Origin of the sequence: Pseudomonas paraeruginosa PA7 (genome assembly GCF_000017205.1) — a bacterium.
GTDB classification, from domain to species: domain Bacteria; phylum Pseudomonadota; class Gammaproteobacteria; order Pseudomonadales; family Pseudomonadaceae; genus Pseudomonas; species Pseudomonas paraeruginosa.
Genome location: NC_009656.1, coordinates 1,304,182 through 1,319,003 on the forward strand (window position 1 = coordinate 1,304,182; position 14,822 = coordinate 1,319,003).

Below are 14,822 nucleotides of genomic sequence, written 5' to 3' on the forward strand. Positions count from 1 at the left end.
GGGAGCAGCAGCGATGCGGGATTCCCGGCTGGCAGGGGGCGATGTGAGTGAATATCGAAAGTCGTTCGGCTCGGTTGGCGGTGGTGAAACTCTCCCTTAAGAAGAATTTAAGCGGCGGTGCCTTAGAACCATGAGCGCCATAGAACCCAAGAGAGAGACATTCGATGAAATCGAAGAAGAGCATCATTGCTGGCGCCGTGTTCACCATCGTCCTTCAGGGGTGCGCGGTAAAGAACGACAGGACCGAACTGGGCTTCATCGGACTGAGCTACCACGCGGACATAAAGGAAGTCGCGGACGGTCTCTATCGGGCCGAGGTCGAAGCCTCTCCCGGGCGTGGACGTATACGGGGTGCCAAAGCTGCTGCCTACGAGGATGCGGTGAAGTACTGCGAAGCGCAGAGCAAGGCCGCGCGGGTGGTCAAGGAGCGGACGGAATCGCATGTGTTGATCAATGGCGTTGCGCGGTTGGACTTTTCCTGCGCGTGAGATGACTTCGAAAGCGCTTGCAATATCCGCTGCGCTACGACGGCATATGCCTTCTCCCCGTATGCTCCGCCGAGGCCGCTCCTGCCGGGCTTGCGGAGCTGCGGCGCTGCACGTTTCCGGGAGGTGGTGGCTCGGCCGGTGTTCCAGCCGGACCACTGCGCAAGCTCGTGATGGCGTTCAGGCTGCCGCGCAGTTATGAGTTTGCCTGGATTGGATGAAGGAAATGCAGGCAACAAAAAACCGGCGCTAAGGCCGGTTTCTCTGCTGTCCTGGGTTCCCTCGGGAAGGCATGGGAATCCAGGATGGTGCCTCGGGAGAGACTCGAACTCTCACTCTGTCGCCAGAAACGGATTTTGAATCCGCCGCGTCTACCGATTCCGCCACCGAGGCAATGGCGGCGCAGTATAGGGAGGCGCCTACCGTTGGTCAATCGGGTTCATGGCGGGGGAAACACATTTCCGGTAAGCTACGCGGCCTTTCGAGAGTCTCCCCATGCGTGTCGCCGATTTCCATTTCGACTTGCCCGAGGCCCTGATCGCTCGCCATCCCCTGCCTGAACGCCGCGCAAGCCGCCTGCTGGCGCTGGATGGCCCGACGGGAAGCCTTGCCCATAAACAGTTCGCCGATCTCCTGGACTACCTGCGTCCGGGCGACCTGATGGTGTTCAACAATACCCGGGTGATCCCGGCGCGCCTGTTCGGCCAGAAGGAGTCCGGTGGCAAGCTGGAGGTCCTCGTCGAGCGGGTCCTCGACCAGCACCGGGTGCTCGCCCACGTGCGCGCCAGCAAGGCGCCCAAGCCCGGTACGCGGATCCTCGTCGAGGGCGGTGGCAGCGCGGAGATGCTGCAACGCCACGACGCCCTGTTCGAACTCGCTTTCGCCGAGCCCGTGCTGCCGCTGCTGGAGCGGGTCGGGCACATGCCGTTACCGCCCTATATCGACCGCCCCGACGACGCGGCCGACCGCGAGCGCTACCAGACCGTCTACGCCCAGCGCGCCGGGGCGGTGGCGGCGCCGACCGCCGGCCTGCACTTCGACGAGGCGCTGCTCGAGGCGATCCGCGCCAAGGGCGTGGATACCGCGTTCGTCACCTTGCACGTCGGCGCCGGTACCTTCCAGCCGGTGCGTGTCGAGCGTATCGAGGACCATGTGATGCACCGCGAATGGCTGGAGGTCGGCCAGGACGTGGTGGACGCCGTCGCCGCCTGCCGGGCGCGCGGTGGCCGGGTGGTCGCGGTGGGCACCACCAGCGTGCGCTCGCTGGAAAGCGCGGCGCGCGACGGTGAGCTGAAGCCGTTCAGCGGCGACACCGACATCTTCATCTATCCGGGCCGGCCGTTCCACGTGGTCGATGCCCTGGTGACCAACTTCCACCTGCCCGAATCGACCCTGCTGATGCTGGTCTCGGCCTTCGCCGGCTATCCGGAGACCATGGCCGCCTATGCCGCGGCGGTGGAGCAGGGCTATCGCTTCTTCAGTTACGGTGATGCCATGTTCATCACCCGCAATCCCGCGCCCCGCGGACCCGAGGACTGATCCATGAGCTTCATGAACTTCGAGCTGCTGGCGACCGACGGCAAGGCCCGTCGCGGCCGCCTGACCTTTCCCCGCGGCGTGGTCGAGACCCCGGCCTTCATGCCGGTGGGGACCTACGGCACGGTGAAGGGCATGCTCCCGCGCGATATCGAGGACATCGGCGCGCAGATCATCCTCGGCAACACCTTCCATCTCTGGTTGCGCCCGGGCACCGAGGTCATCCAGCGCCACGGCGACCTGCACGACTTCATGCAATGGAAGGGACCGATACTTACCGACTCCGGTGGTTTCCAGGTGTTCAGCCTGGGCGCCATGCGCAAGATCAAGGAGGAGGGTGTGACCTTCGCTTCGCCGGTGGACGGCGCCAAGGTCTTCATGGGGCCGGAGGAATCCATGGCGGTGCAGCGCGCCCTGGGCTCGGACATCGTGATGATCTTCGACGAGTGCACGCCGTACCCGGCCGACCATGACGTCGCCAAGCGCTCCATGGAGCTGTCGCTGCGCTGGGCCAGGCGCTCGAAGATCGCCCATGGCGATAGCCCGTCGGCGCTGTTCGGCATCGTCCAGGGCGGCATGCACGAGGACCTGCGCCTGCGCTCGCTGGATGGCCTGCAGGAGATCGGCTTCGACGGCCTGGCCATCGGCGGCCTGTCGGTGGGCGAGCCGAAGGAAGAGATGATCCGCGTGCTCGATTTCCTGCCGCCGCAGATGCCGGCCGACAAGCCGCGCTACCTGATGGGCGTGGGCAAGCCGGAAGACCTGGTGGAAGGCGTGCGCCGCGGCGTGGACATGTTCGACTGCGTGATGCCGACCCGCAATGCGCGCAACGGCCACCTGTTCGTCGATACCGGGGTGATCAAGATCCGCAACTCGGTGCACAAGCACGACGACTCCGCGCTCGACCCGACCTGCGACTGTTACACCTGCAAACATTTTTCCCGCGCCTATCTGCACCACCTGGACAAGTGCGGGGAAATGCTCGGTAGCATGCTCAATACCATCCACAACTTGCGGCATTATCAGCGGGTTATGGCTGGTTTGCGCGAGGCAATCCAACAGGGTACATTGGCCGCCTTTGTCGATGCCTTCTATGCCAAGCGCGGCCTTCCCACGCCGCCGCTGGATGCCTGACTTTCCTTTATCCAACTCTATTGCTTTGTGACAGGAGTGCTACATGAGCTTTCTAATTCCCGCTGCCTACGCCGACGCAGCCGCTCCGGCAGCCGCTGGCCCGGCCGGCACCGGTTTCGAGTGGGTCTTCCTGGTCGGTTTCCTGGTCATCTTCTACCTGATGATCTGGCGCCCCCAGGCCAAGCGCGCGAAGGAACACAAGAACCTGCTGGGCAACCTGCAGAAAGGTGATGAAGTCGTCACTTCCGGCGGGATCGCCGGCAAGGTGACCAAGGTCGCCGACGATTTCGTCGTGGTCGAGGTTTCCGACAACGTCGAGCTGAAGTTCCAGAAGGCCGCGATTGCCGCCACCCTGCCGAAAGGCACCCTGAAAGCGATCTGATTTTCACCTAAACACATGACGGGGCGCGCAAGGCGCCCCGCGTCATAACGGGCGGTGTCATGCTCAACAAGTATCCTCTGTGGAAATATCTGCTGATCCTGGCGGTCCTCGCCGTCGGGTTCATCTATTCCGCACCCAACCTCTACCCGGACGACCCGGCGGTGCAGATCAGCGGTGCCAGCACGGCGCTGCAGGTCACCCAGGCCGATGTCGACCGCGCCGCCAAGGCGCTGAGCGACGCCGGTATCGCGGTGAAGGCCGACAGCCTGTCGAAGAAGGGCGGCCTGATCCGCCTGGTCAAGCAGGACGACCAGCTCCCCGCCAAGGAAGTGGTGCGCCGGACCCTGGGCGACGACTACGTGGTCGCGCTGAACCTGGCCCAGACCACTCCCGAGTGGCTGCGCAAGCTGGGCGGCAGCCCGATGAAGCTCGGCCTGGACCTGTCCGGCGGCGTGCACTTCCTGTTGGAAGTGGACATGGACAAGGCGGTCGATGCGCGCCTGAAGGTCTACGAGAGCGAAGTGAAGAGCCTGCTGCGCAAGGAGCGCGTGCGCTACCGCAGCCTGCCGATCCAGGATCGCGCGATCCAGCTCGGCTTCACCGACAGCGAGTCCCTGGACAAGGCGCGCAGCCTGATCGCCAAGGACTTCCGCGATTTCGAGGTCGTGCCCGAAGAGCGCAACGGCCTGCAGGTCCTGCGTGTCGCCCTGACCCAGGCCAAGCTGGCGGAAATCCGTGAATACTCCATCAAGCAGAACCTCACCACCGTCCGCAACCGGGTCAACGAGCTGGGCGTGTCCGAGCCGCTGGTGCAGCGCCAGGGCGCCAACCGCATCGTGGTCGAGCTGCCGGGCGTGCAGGACACCGCCGAAGCCAAGCGGATCCTCGGCAAGACCGCCAACCTCGAATTCCGCCTGGCCGCCGAGCCGGATGCGCTGAAGTCCGCCACCGAGACCTTCGAGTTCCGCGAGCCGCGCCGTCCGCCGGTGCCGCTGGAGCGCGGGGTGATCATCACCGGTGACCAGGTCACCGACGCCAGCGCCAGCTTCGACGAGAACGGCCGTCCGCAGGTGAACATCCGTCTGGATGGCCATGGCGGCGAGCTGATGAACCGGGCGACCCGCAACAACGTCGGCCGCAGCATGGCGGTGGTATTCATCGAGCAGAAGCCGGTGACCCGCTATACCAAGCAGATGGTCGATGGCGTCGAGAAGGAAGTGGCGGTCCCGGCGTTCAAGGAAGAGAAGCAGATCATCAGCCTGGCGACCATCCAGTCGCCGCTGGGCAACCAGTTCCGCATCACCGGCCTCGACGGTCCGGGCGAGTCCTCCGAACTGGCCCTGCTGCTGCGCGCCGGCGGCCTTGCCGCGCCGATGTACTTCGCCGAGGAGCGTACCATCGGCCCGAGCCTGGGCGCGGACAACATCGCCAAGGGTATCGACGCGTCGCTGTGGGGCATGGTCTTCGTGTCGCTGTTCATCATCGTCATCTACCGCTTCTTCGGCGTGATCGCCACCGTTGCGCTGGCTTTCAACATGGTCATGCTGGTGGCGCTCATGTCGATCCTCGGCGCGACCCTGACCCTGCCTGGCATCGCCGGTATCGTGCTGACCATGGGCATGGCGGTGGACGCCAACGTGCTGATCTTCTCGCGGATACGCGAGGAGCTGGCCAATGGCATGTCGGTCCAGCGGGCGATCCACGAAGGCTTCAACCGCGCCTTCACCGCGATCCTCGACGCCAACCTGACCTCGCTGCTGGTCGGCGGCATCCTCTACGCCATGGGCACCGGCCCGGTGAAAGGTTTCGCCGTGACCATGTCGCTCGGCATCATCACCTCGATGTTCACGGCCATCCTGGTCACCCGCGCAATGGTCAACCTGATCTTCGGCGGGCGTGACTTCAAGAAGCTGTGGATCTAAGGGGGCTGAGATGAATATCAAGATCGGTACCATCAACTTCATGGGCATTCGCAACGTTGCGTTTGCCGTCACCCTGATCCTCACCGTCATCGCCCTGGGCAGCTGGTTCACCAAGGGCATCAACTTCGGCCTCGACTTCACCGGCGGTACGCTGATCGAGCTGACCTACGAGCAACCGGCCGATCTCGGCAAGGTGCGTGGGCAACTGGTCGGCGCCGGCTACGAGGACGCCGTGGTGCAGAGCTTCGGCGATGCCCGCGACGTGCTGGTGCGCATGCCCAGCGAGGATCCCGAGCTGGGCAAGAAGGTCGCCGCTGCGCTGCAACAGGCCGATACCGGCAACCCGGCGAGCCTGAAGCGGGTCGAGTACGTCGGCCCGCAGGTGGGTGAGGAACTGCGCGACCAGGGCGGCCTCGGCATGCTCCTGGCGCTGGGCGGGATCCTGCTGTACGTCGGCTTCCGCTTCCAGTGGAAGTTCGCCCTCGGCGCGATCCTCTCGCTGGTGCATGACGCCATCATCGTGATGGGCGTGCTGTCGTTCTTCCAGGTGACCTTCGACCTGACCGTGCTCGCCGCGGTGCTGGCGGTGGTCGGCTATTCGCTGAACGACACCATCGTGATCTTCGACCGGGTGCGGGAAAACTTCCGCGTGCTGCGCAAGGCCAGCCTGATCGAGAACCTGAACATCTCCACCAGCCAGACCCTGTTGCGCACCATCGCCACCTCGGTGTCCACGCTGCTGGCGATCGCCGCGCTGCTGTTCTTCGGCGGCGACAACCTGTTCGGTTTCTCCATCGCCCTGTTCGTCGGGGTTCTGGCGGGAACCTACTCGTCGATCTACATCGCCAACGTGGTGCTGATCTGGCTGAACCTGACCAGCGAGGACCTGATCCCGCCGCAGGCCAAGGACACCGTCGACGATCGCCCCTGAGGCGCTCTGGTTCGGTGCTCCGGCGCCTGCCGGTCACTCGAGGACTCCCGCTTTTTGCGGGAGTTTTCGTAGCTGTGCCACTGAAGCGTTTGTCGGAAACCAGGAACTTGCTCGCTTTTGGCCAGTCCTAGGCAAGGCAAAGGGCGAAGATAGCCCGCATTGGATGAAAGCCAGGAGGTACATGTGAACAAGTCGATGCTCGTCGGGGCCGTTCTGGGTGCCGTAGGCGTGACCGCGGGTGGCGCAGTGGCCACCTATAGCCTGGTGGATCGCGGTCCCGACTACGCCGAGGTCGTCGCTGTCCAGCCGGTCAAGGAAACCATCAAGACGCCGCGCCAGGTCTGCAAGGACGTGGCCGTGACCCGCCAGCGCCCGGTCAAGGACCAGCACCAGATCGCCGGTACCGCCATCGGCGCGGTGGTCGGCGGCCTGCTGGGCAACCAGATCGGCGGCGGCACCGGCAAGAAGATTGCCACCGTGGCCGGCGCCGTCGGTGGCGGCTACGCCGGCAACAAGGTGCAGGAAGGCATGCAGGAGCGTGATACCTACACCACCACCGAGACGCGCTGCAGCACCGTGCATGACCGCAGCGAGAAGGTCGTCGGCTACGACGTGAAGTACATGCTCGACGGCAAGGCCGGGCAGATCCGCATGGATCGCGACCCGGGCAGCCAGATTCCGGTCGACAAGAACGGCCGACTGGTCCTCAGCCAGGGCGAAGTGCTGCGCTGAGCAGAGGTTCCCGGTAATGCGAAAGGGCGTCGGAAGACGCCCTTTCGCATTTTCCAGGCGATAAAAAACCCGGCGCCTGGCCGGGTTCTTCATGGCGCCTGGTCAGCGCTTCAGCGCTGGCGGCAGGTGCGGCTGGATGGTGGTCAGCAGTGCCTTGAAGCACTTGGTGTTGCCGGCGACGATGTGGCCCTTCTCGAGGAACTCGTGGCTGCCGGTGAAATCGCTCACCAGGCCGCCGGCTTCCTGTACCAGCAGTGCGCCGGCAGCCATGTCCCACTCGGACAGGCCGAACTCCCAGAAGGCATCGAAGCGGCCGGCGGCGACATAGGCCAGGTCCAGGCTGGCGGCGCCGGCGCGACGGATGCCGGCGGTCTGGCCGACCAGGCTGCGGAACATGTTCAGGTAGTTGTCGAGGTGGTCGATCTGACTGTCGCGGAACGGGAAGCCGGTGCCGAGCAGGGCGCCCTCCAGGCTCTTGCGCCCGCTGACGCGCAGGCGACGACCGTTGAGGGCGGCGCCGCGGCCACGGCTGGCGGTGAATTCTTCCTGGCGGACCGGGTCGAGGACCACGGCGTGCTCCAGGCGGCCCTTGTACTTGCAGGCGATGCTCACGGCGAAGTGCGGCACGCCATGGATGAAGTTGGTGGTGCCATCCAGCGGGTCGATCACCCAGAGGTAGTCGGCGCCTTCGCCGCTGCCTTCGATGAAACCGCCTTCCTCGCCCATGATGGAGTGGGTCGGATAGGCCTTGCGCAGGGCGGCGACGATGGTCTGCTCGGCGGCGCGGTCGACCTCGGTCACGTAGTCCTTGGCATCCTTCTCGTTGACCGAGATGACATCCAGGCGTTCGATGGAGCGGAAAATCAGTTCACCGGCGCTGCGAGCGGCGCGCAGGGCGATATTCAGCATAGGCTGCATGGAGAGGTCACCTGGGTCGTTAAAGAAAGCCGGCCATTCTAGCAGAAACCGATGGCGTTTGAAGGGCGGCCTGTCGGTCTCGTGGCATAAAGCTGACCTCTGCTGTAGGATTTCACACCCTTTTGCAACTTGGCGTTGGAGAGCATCGGCGTTGCTCGACCGAATTCGTGTGGTGTTGGTCAACACCAGCCATCCCGGCAACATCGGCGGGGCGGCCCGTGCCATGAAGAACATGGGCCTGTCGCAGCTGGTGCTGGTACAGCCGGAAAGCTTCCCCCATGGCGACGCGGTGGCGCGGGCCTCCGGTGCCACCGACATCCTCGATGCCGCGCGGGTGGTCGACAGCCTGGAAGAGGCGCTGGTCGGCTGCAGCGTGGTGCTCGGCACCAGCGCGCGCGACCGGCGCATTCCCTGGCCGCTGCTCGACCCGCGCGAGTGCGCGGCGACCTGCCTGGAGCACCTGGAGGCCAATGGCGAGGCGGCCCTGGTGTTCGGTCGCGAATACGCGGGCCTGACCAACGAGGAATTGCAACGCTGCCAGTTCCATGTGCACATCCCGTCCGATCCGGAGTTCGGTTCGCTGAATCTCGCGGCCGCGGTCCAGGTGCTCACCTACGAGGTGCGCATGGCCTGGCTGGCGGCCCAGGGCAAGCCGACCAAGATGGAAAAGTTCGAGTCCACCTCGATGCTCAACACCGAACTGGTAACGGCCGACGAGTTGGAGCTTTACTACGCGCACCTGGAGAAGACGCTGATCGATATCGGCTTCCTCGACCCGGAGAAGCCGCGCCACCTGATGTCGCGTCTGCGGCGCCTGTATGGGCGCAGCGCGATCAGCAAGCTGGAAATGAATATCCTGCGCGGGATCCTGACCGAAACCCAGAAGGTGGCCCGAGGCCTGACCTACAAGCGGAGTGACGACTGATGTTCGAACGTGTGCGTGAAGATATCCAAAGCGTATTCCACCGTGATCCGGCGGCTCGCAACGCACTCGAGGTTCTCACCTGTTACCCGGGGCTGCATGCCGTCTGGCTGCACCGGCTGGCCCACGGCCTGTGGGCGTCGGGCTGGAAGTGGCTGGCGCGCCTGGTGTCCAACTTCGGTCGCTGGATGACCGGCATCGAGATCCACCCGGGGGCGAAGATCGGTCGGCGCTTCTTCATCGATCACGGGATGGGCATCGTCATCGGCGAGACTGCCGAGATCGGCGACGACGTTACCCTCTACCAAGGTGTCACCCTGGGCGGCACCACCTGGAACAAGGGCAAGCGTCACCCGACCCTGGGCAACAACGTGGTGGTCGGCGCCGGCGCCAAGGTGCTCGGTCCGTTCACCGTCGGCGAGGGCGCCAAGGTCGGTTCCAACGCCGTGGTGACCAAGGAAGTGCCGCCGGGCGCGACGGTAGTCGGCATTCCCGGGCGCATCATCATGCGCGAGGACTCCGAGCAGCAGGCCAAGCGCCAGGCCATGGCGGAGAAGCTCGGCTTCGACGCTTACGGGGTCAGCCAGGACATGCCGGACCCGGTGGCGCGTGCCATTGGTCAGTTGCTCGATCACCTGCAGGCGGTCGACGGGCGCCTCGAGGGCATGTGCCAGGCGCTCACCGCGCTGGGCAGCGACTACAGCGCCAAGGATCTGCCCGTCCTGCGCGAAGAGGATTTCGCCGGGGTCAAGGACGAGGAAGACAAGCCGGCCGTGTAATGCGCGGTCGGCGGCTTTCTGCTACCATGTGGCGCCCTGAATTCGCTTATTCCCGAGTAATTTGATCGGTCTTATAGTTGACCTAATTACTCGGGTAAGGGCATAATTCGTGTCAACCGAATGATCCCGATGGGAATAGCCCATGCGTCTGACCACCAAAGGCCGCTACGCCGTAACCGCCATGCTCGACCTGGCGCTGCATGCTCAGCAAGGTCCGGTCTCGCTGGCCGATATCTCCGAACGCCAAGGTATTTCCCTGTCCTACCTCGAACAGCTGTTCGCCAAGTTGCGCCGTGGCAACCTGGTGACCAGCGTGCGCGGCCCCGGTGGCGGCTACCAGCTGTCCCGGCACATGTCGGGCATCCATGTCGCGCAGGTGATCGACGCGGTCAACGAATCCGTCGACGCCACCCGCTGCCAGGGGCAGGGCGATTGCCATTCCGGTGATACCTGCCTCACCCACCACCTGTGGTGCGACCTCAGTTTGCAGATCCATGAGTTCCTCAGTGGCATCAGCCTGGCCGATCTGGTCAGCCGCCAGGAGGTCCAGGAAGTCGCACTGCGCCAGGACGAACGCCGTTGCTCAGGCAAGACGCCTCGTCTCGACAAGATTGAAGCGTCCGCCATCGACTGAGCAGGGCGCCAGCCTGTAGGAGTTACCTGATGAAATTGCCGATCTACCTCGATTACTCCGCGACCACCCCCGTCGATCCCCGCGTCGCCCAGAAGATGAGCGAATGCCTGCTGATGGACGGCAACTTCGGCAACCCGGCATCGCGTTCCCACGTGTTCGGCTGGAAGGCCGAGGAAGCCGTGGAAAACGCCCGTCGCCAGGTGGCCGAGCTGGTCAACGCCGACCCCCGCGAGATCGTCTGGACCTCCGGCGCGACCGAGTCCGACAACCTGGCGATCAAGGGCGTCGCGCACTTCTACTCGGGCAAGGGCAAGCACATCATCACCTCGAAGATCGAGCACAAGGCAGTCCTGGATACCTGCCGCCAGCTGGAGCGCGAGGGTTTCGAGGTGACCTACCTGGAGCCGGGCGAAGACGGCCTGATCACTCCGGCGATGGTCGAGGCGGCGCTGCGTGACGACACCATCCTGGTCTCGGTCATGCATGTGAACAACGAGATCGGCACTATCAACGACATCGCCGCCATCGGCGAGCTGACCCGCTCCCGCGGCGTGCTGTTCCACGTCGACGCCGCGCAGTCGACCGGCAAGGTCGAGATCGACCTGGACAAGCTCAAGGTCGACCTGATGTCCTTCTCCGCGCACAAGACCTACGGCCCGAAAGGCATCGGCGCGCTCTACGTGCGCCGCAAGCCGCGCGTCCGCATCGAGGGGCAGATGCACGGAGGCGGCCACGAGCGCGGCATGCGTTCCGGGACCCTGGCCACCCACCAGATCGTCGGCATGGGCGAAGCCTTCCGCATCGCCCGGGAAGAAATGGCCCAGGAGAGCGCCCACGTGCTGGCGCTCCGCGACCGCTTCTTCGCCCAGATCGACGGCCTGGAAGAACTCTACATCAACGGCAGCATGACCTCCCGCGTCCCGCACAACCTCAACGTCAGCTTCAACTACGTCGAGGGCGAGTCGCTGATCATGGCGCTCAAGGACCTCGCGGTCTCCTCCGGCTCGGCCTGCACCTCGGCGTCCCTGGAACCGTCCTACGTGCTGCGCGCCCTGGGCCGCAACGACGAGCTGGCGCATAGCTCCATCCGCTTCACCTTCGGTCGCTTCACCACCGAGGAAGAGATCGACTATGCCGCGCAGAAGGTGGTCGAGGCCGTTTCCAAGCTGCGCGAACTGTCGCCGCTGTGGGATATGTACAAAGAGGGCGTCGACCTGTCGCAGGTCGAATGGCAGGCGCACTGAGCGCCTCGTGCCCCGGAAAAACGTGAGGATTAGCCATGGCATATAGCGAAAAGGTCATCGACCACTACGAAAACCCGCGCAACGTCGGCAAGCTCGACGCCGCCGATCCCAACGTCGGCACCGGCATGGTCGGCGCTCCGGCCTGCGGCGACGTGATGCGCCTGCAGATCAAGGTCAACGAGCAGGGCGTGATCGAAGACGCCAAGTTCAAGACCTACGGCTGCGGTTCCGCCATCGCCTCCAGTTCCCTCGCCACCGAGTGGATGAAGGGCAAGACCCTGGACGAGGCGGAAACCATCAAGAACACCACCATCGCCGAAGAGCTGGCCCTGCCACCGGTGAAGATCCACTGCTCGGTACTCGCCGAAGACGCCATCAAGGCCGCCGTCCGCGACTACAAGCAGAAGAAGGGTTTGCTCTAAGCCGCTCGTGACGAGTAAGGAGTTGCAATGGCCATCAGCATGACCGAAGCCGCCGCCAAGCATGTGCAGCGCTCCCTGGAGGGGCGCGGCAAGGGCGAGGGTATCCGTCTTGGCGTGCGCACCACCGGTTGTTCCGGGCTGGCCTACGTCCTCGAGTTCGTCGATGAACTGGCGGCCGAGGACCTGGTCTTCGAAAGCCATGGCGTGAAGGTCATCATCGACCCGAAAAGCCTGGTCTATCTCGACGGCACCGAGCTGGACTTCACTCGCGAAGGGCTCAACGAAGGCTTCAAGTTCAACAACCCGAACGTTCGTGGCGAATGCGGCTGCGGCGAAAGCTTCAACGTCTGAGGCTGGCGTGGGTAAACCCTGTCATTTCGCCCAGTTCGACCTGCAACCGACTTTCCTGGTCGATCTCGATGAGCTCGGCCGGCGTTACCGAGAGTTGGTGCGCAGTGTCCACCCCGACCGTTTCGCCGACGCTCCCGAGCGTGAGCAGCGCCTCGCCCTGGAGCGCGCGGCGCAGCTGAACGATGCCTACCAGACCCTGAAGAGCGCTCCGCGCCGGGCCCTGTACCTGCTGACCCTGAATGGTCGCGAGTTGCCGCTGGAAGCGACGGTGCAGGATCCGGAGTTCCTCTTGCAGCAGATGCAGCTGCGCGAGGAGCTCGAGGAGCTGCAGGACAGCGCCGACCTGGCCGGCGTGGCGACCTTCAAACGCCAGCTGAAGGCCGCACAGGCCGAGCTGGAGGGTGAGTTCGCCGCGTGCTGGGACGATGCGCGGCGCCGCGAAGAGGCCGAGCGCCTGGTCCGCCGCATGCAGTTCCTCGACAAGCTGGCGCAGGAAGTGCGACAGCTGGAAGAGCGACTCGACGATTAATCCCTGCGGCCGTGGCCGCACCCCATAGTTAAGACAGAGCATGGCCCTACTGCAGATCGCCGAGCCCGGTCAGAGCCCCAAGCCCCATGAGCGTCGCCTGGCGGTTGGGATCGACCTGGGTACCACCAATTCGCTGGTCGCCGCGGTGCGCAGCGGCGTCGCCGAGCCTTTGCCGGATGCCCGCGGGCGTCTGATCCTGCCTTCCGCGGTGCGCTACCACGCCGACCGTGCGGAAGTGGGCGAGGGTGCCCGCGCGGCCGCCGCGCAGGACCCGCTGAATACCATCATTTCAGTCAAGCGCCTGATGGGGCGCGGCCTGGAGGACGTCAAGCAGCTGGGCGAGCAGTTGCCCTACCGCTTCCGCCAGGGCGAGTCGCACATGCCTTTCATCGAGACCGTGCAGGGCCTGAAGAGCCCGGTGGAAGTCTCGGCGGACATCCTCCGGGAACTGCGTCAGCGCGCCGAGACCACTCTCGGTGGCGAACTGGTAGGCGCGGTGATCACCGTGCCGGCCTATTTCGACGACGCCCAGCGCCAGGCGACCAAGGACGCCGCGCGGCTGGCGGGGCTGAATGTCCTGCGCCTGCTCAACGAGCCGACCGCCGCCGCCGTGGCCTATGGCCTGGACAAGGGCGCGGAAGGCCTGGTTGCCATCTACGACCTGGGTGGCGGCACCTTCGACATTTCCATCCTGCGCCTGACCCGGGGCGTCTTCGAGGTGCTGGCCACCGGTGGCGACACCGCCCTGGGCGGCGACGACTTCGACCATGCCGTCGCCGGCTGGGTGATCGAGCAGGCGGGGTTGTCCGCCGACCTCGATCCGGGCCGCCAGCGCGAATTGCTGCAGATCGCCTGTGCAGCGAAGGAGCGCCTGACCGACGCGACCTCGGTGAGCGTCAGCTACGGCGATTGGCGCGGAGAGCTGAGCCGGGCGAAGCTCGACGAGCTGATCGAGCCGTTCATCGCCCGCAGCCTCAGGTCCTGCCGGCGCGCGGTGCGCGACTCGGGCATCGACCTGGAGGAGATCCGCTCGGTGGTGATGGTCGGCGGCTCGACCCGCGTGCCCCGGGTGCGCTCGGCGGTCGGCGAGTTGTTCGGCTGCGAGCCGCTGACCGACATCGACCCGGACCAGGTGGTTGCCATCGGCGCGGCCATCCAGGCCGACGCCCTGGCCGGCAACAAGCGTGGCGAGGAGTTGCTGTTGCTGGACGTGATCCCGCTGTCGCTCGGCCTGGAGACCATGGGTGGGCTGATGGAGAAGGTGATCCCGCGCAACACCACGATCCCGGTGGCGCGCGCCCAGGAGTTCACTACCTACAAGGATGGCCAGACGGCCATGATGATCCATGTGCTGCAGGGCGAGCGCGAGCTGGTGAAGGATTGTCGTTCGCTGGCGCGCTTCGAACTGCGTGGCATCCCGCCGATGGTGGCGGGCGCGGCGAAGATCCGCGTGACCTTCCAGGTCGACGCCGATGGCCTGCTCGGCGTTTCCGCGCGCGAACTCAGCTCCGGCGTCGAGGCCAGCATCCAGGTCAAGCCCTCCTATGGACTGACCGATGGCGAGATCGCACGGATGCTCAAGGACTCCTTCGACTATGCCGGCGACGACAAGGCGGCGCGCGCGTTGCGCGAGCAGCAGGTCGAGGCGCAACGGCTGCTGGAGGCCGTGCAGTCGGCGCTGGACGCCGACGGCGAGCGCCTCCTGGACGAAGAGGAGCACCTGGCCATCGCGGCGCAGATGGACAGCTTGCGTGAACTGGCCGGCGGTAGCGATACAGCGGCCATCGAGAACCAGATCAAGCGCCTGTCCCAGGTAACCGATGCTTTCGCCGCGCGGCGGATGGATGCGACCGTGAAGGCCGCTCTCTCCGGACGCCGGCTCAACGAAATCGAGGAATGAG

16 protein-coding genes and 1 tRNA gene are annotated in these 14,822 nt (G+C 65.1%); 15 read left to right on the forward strand and 2 right to left on the reverse strand.

The window, feature by feature from the left end:
- Positions 1–164 precede the first annotated feature (164 nt).
- Positions 165–488: a lipoprotein YegR gene (gene yegR, locus PSPA7_RS06145; RefSeq protein ID WP_003149864.1), complete on the forward strand. Its 324-nt coding sequence runs from the start codon at positions 165–167 to the stop codon at positions 486–488.
- Positions 489–791: 303 nt separating this feature from the next.
- Here yegR and PSPA7_RS06150 read toward each other — a convergent pair.
- Positions 792–878, reverse strand: a tRNA-Leu gene (locus PSPA7_RS06150).
- A gap of 102 nt (positions 879–980) precedes the next feature.
- On the opposite strand from PSPA7_RS06150, the gene queA reads away from it, so the two are divergent.
- The 6 genes from queA (at position 981) to PSPA7_RS06180 (ending at position 7,122) form a co-directional block, all read left to right on the forward strand.
- Positions 981–2,024 carry a tRNA preQ1(34) S-adenosylmethionine ribosyltransferase-isomerase QueA gene (gene queA, locus PSPA7_RS06155; protein WP_012074550.1) on the forward strand — a complete coding sequence of 348 codons (1,044 nt, stop codon included), beginning with the start codon at positions 981–983 and terminating at the stop codon, positions 2,022–2,024.
- A gap of 12 nt (positions 2,025–2,036) precedes the next feature.
- Positions 2,037–3,155 (forward strand): tRNA guanosine(34) transglycosylase Tgt, encoded by a 1,119-nt coding sequence (gene tgt, locus PSPA7_RS06160; protein WP_003150725.1) that lies wholly within the window; start codon positions 2,037–2,039, stop codon positions 3,153–3,155.
- A gap of 43 nt (positions 3,156–3,198) precedes the next feature.
- Positions 3,199–3,537: a preprotein translocase subunit YajC gene (gene yajC, locus PSPA7_RS06165; protein ID WP_003092856.1), complete on the forward strand. Its 339-nt coding sequence runs from the start codon at positions 3,199–3,201 to the stop codon at positions 3,535–3,537.
- A 59-nt stretch (positions 3,538–3,596) separates the two neighbouring features.
- Positions 3,597–5,459, forward strand: a complete 1,863-nt coding sequence (gene secD / locus PSPA7_RS06170) for a protein translocase subunit SecD (RefSeq protein WP_003150724.1) — start codon at positions 3,597–3,599, stop codon at positions 5,457–5,459.
- A gap of 10 nt (positions 5,460–5,469) precedes the next feature.
- Positions 5,470–6,390, forward strand: a complete 921-nt coding sequence (gene secF, locus PSPA7_RS06175; protein WP_003150723.1) for a protein translocase subunit SecF — start codon at positions 5,470–5,472, stop codon at positions 6,388–6,390.
- 183 nt (positions 6,391–6,573) lie between these two features.
- Positions 6,574–7,122 carry a glycine zipper 2TM domain-containing protein gene (locus PSPA7_RS06180; RefSeq protein WP_012074552.1) on the forward strand — a complete coding sequence of 183 codons (549 nt, stop codon included), beginning with the start codon at positions 6,574–6,576 and terminating at the stop codon, positions 7,120–7,122.
- A 102-nt stretch (positions 7,123–7,224) separates the two neighbouring features.
- Here the strand turns inward: PSPA7_RS06180 and suhB are convergent, their stop codons facing one another.
- Entirely contained in the window at positions 7,225–8,040 is an 816-nt protein-coding gene (gene suhB / locus PSPA7_RS06185) for a type III secretion system regulator SuhB (protein ID WP_003150721.1), read from the reverse strand.
- Between the two features lie 151 nt (positions 8,041–8,191).
- On the opposite strand from suhB, the gene trmJ reads away from it, so the two are divergent.
- The 8 genes from trmJ to hscA all read left to right on the forward strand — a co-directional run bounded on the left by trmJ (position 8,192) and on the right by hscA (position 14,821).
- A complete protein-coding gene (gene trmJ, locus PSPA7_RS06190) occupies positions 8,192–8,965 on the forward strand; it encodes a tRNA (cytosine(32)/uridine(32)-2'-O)-methyltransferase TrmJ (RefSeq protein WP_003150720.1) in 774 nt (257 codons plus the stop codon).
- Complete coding sequence (cysE, locus tag PSPA7_RS06195) at positions 8,965–9,741, forward strand: serine O-acetyltransferase (RefSeq protein WP_012074554.1); 777 nt, start codon at positions 8,965–8,967, stop codon at positions 9,739–9,741. Before trmJ ends, cysE begins: the two co-directional genes overlap by 1 nt.
- Positions 9,742–9,883: 142 nt before the next feature.
- The gene (gene iscR / locus PSPA7_RS06200) at positions 9,884–10,375 is read left to right on the forward strand and encodes a Fe-S cluster assembly transcriptional regulator IscR (protein ID WP_003092836.1); all 492 of its coding nucleotides are present in this window, start codon (positions 9,884–9,886) and stop codon (positions 10,373–10,375) included.
- Positions 10,376–10,404: 29 nt separating this feature from the next.
- On the forward strand, positions 10,405–11,619 hold the full coding sequence (locus tag PSPA7_RS06205) for an IscS subfamily cysteine desulfurase (protein ID WP_012074555.1): 1,215 nt from the start codon (positions 10,405–10,407) through the stop codon (positions 11,617–11,619).
- Between the two features lie 35 nt (positions 11,620–11,654).
- Positions 11,655–12,041, forward strand: coding sequence for a Fe-S cluster assembly scaffold IscU (gene iscU, locus PSPA7_RS06210; protein WP_003092829.1), 387 nt, complete (start codon positions 11,655–11,657; stop codon positions 12,039–12,041).
- A gap of 27 nt (positions 12,042–12,068) precedes the next feature.
- The gene (gene iscA / locus PSPA7_RS06215) at positions 12,069–12,392 is read left to right on the forward strand and encodes an iron-sulfur cluster assembly protein IscA (protein ID WP_003100617.1); all 324 of its coding nucleotides are present in this window, start codon (positions 12,069–12,071) and stop codon (positions 12,390–12,392) included.
- A gap of 7 nt (positions 12,393–12,399) precedes the next feature.
- A complete protein-coding gene (gene hscB / locus PSPA7_RS06220; protein ID WP_003150716.1) occupies positions 12,400–12,921 on the forward strand; it encodes a co-chaperone HscB in 522 nt (173 codons plus the stop codon).
- 40 nt (positions 12,922–12,961) lie between these two features.
- Entirely contained in the window at positions 12,962–14,821 is a 1,860-nt protein-coding gene (gene hscA / locus PSPA7_RS06225) for a Fe-S protein assembly chaperone HscA (RefSeq protein ID WP_012074556.1), read from the forward strand.
- Position 14,822 lies beyond the last annotated feature (1 nt).

Bases quoted from the DNA above. Each gene is read 5' to 3' on its own strand.
- yegR (WP_003149864.1), top strand. From the start codon at position 165: ATGAAATCGAAGAAGAGCATCATTGCTGGCGCCGTGTTCACCATCGTC.
- queA (WP_012074550.1), top strand. From the start codon at position 981: ATGCGTGTCGCCGATTTCCATTTCGACTTGCCCGAGGCCCTGATCGCT.
- tgt (WP_003150725.1), top strand. From the start codon at position 2,037: ATGAACTTCGAGCTGCTGGCGACCGACGGCAAGGCCCGTCGCGGCCGC.
- yajC (WP_003092856.1), top strand. From the start codon at position 3,199: ATGAGCTTTCTAATTCCCGCTGCCTACGCCGACGCAGCCGCTCCGGCA.
- secD (WP_003150724.1), top strand. From the start codon at position 3,597: ATGCTCAACAAGTATCCTCTGTGGAAATATCTGCTGATCCTGGCGGTC.
- secF (WP_003150723.1), top strand. From the start codon at position 5,470: ATGAATATCAAGATCGGTACCATCAACTTCATGGGCATTCGCAACGTT.
- suhB (WP_003150721.1), bottom strand. From the start codon at position 8,040: ATGCAGCCTATGCTGAATATCGCCCTGCGCGCCGCTCGCAGCGCCGGT.
- cysE (WP_012074554.1), top strand. From the start codon at position 8,965: ATGTTCGAACGTGTGCGTGAAGATATCCAAAGCGTATTCCACCGTGAT.
- iscR (WP_003092836.1), top strand. From the start codon at position 9,884: ATGCGTCTGACCACCAAAGGCCGCTACGCCGTAACCGCCATGCTCGAC.
- PSPA7_RS06205 (WP_012074555.1), top strand. From the start codon at position 10,405: ATGAAATTGCCGATCTACCTCGATTACTCCGCGACCACCCCCGTCGAT.
- iscU (WP_003092829.1), top strand. From the start codon at position 11,655: ATGGCATATAGCGAAAAGGTCATCGACCACTACGAAAACCCGCGCAAC.
- iscA (WP_003100617.1), top strand. From the start codon at position 12,069: ATGGCCATCAGCATGACCGAAGCCGCCGCCAAGCATGTGCAGCGCTCC.
- hscA (WP_012074556.1), top strand. From the start codon at position 12,962: ATGGCCCTACTGCAGATCGCCGAGCCCGGTCAGAGCCCCAAGCCCCAT.